A 305-nucleotide genomic window follows, 5' to 3' on the forward strand; every position below is an offset into this window, starting at 1 on the left:
GCCATTTCCTCCACCAGGGCGGCGTTCTGCTGGGTGGTCTGATCCATGTTGGCGACGGCTTCACCCACCTGGGTCACGCCCGCGGTCTGTTCGCTGCTGGCCACGCTGATCTCCGCCATGATGCTGCTCACCCGCTGGATGCTGGCCACGATCTCGGTCATGGTGCCGCCGGCCTTGTCGGCCAGGGCCGTGCCCTGCTCGACGCGGTGCACGCTGTCGGTGATCAGGCCCTTGATTTCCTTGGCGGCCTCGGCGCTGCGCTGCGCCAACGCGCGCACCTCGCCCGCCACCACGGCGAAGCCACG

1 protein-coding gene is annotated in these 305 nt (G+C 69.2%); it reads right to left on the reverse strand.

The annotated features are described in order from the left end of the window. The coding region (locus HGR_RS00360) for a methyl-accepting chemotaxis protein (protein ID WP_006296041.1) at positions 1–305 on the reverse strand (305 nt) is incomplete at both ends.

This window comes from Hylemonella gracilis ATCC 19624 (assembly GCF_000211835.1).
In the GTDB taxonomy this organism is placed as follows: Bacteria; Pseudomonadota; Gammaproteobacteria; order Burkholderiales; family Burkholderiaceae_C; genus Hylemonella; species Hylemonella gracilis.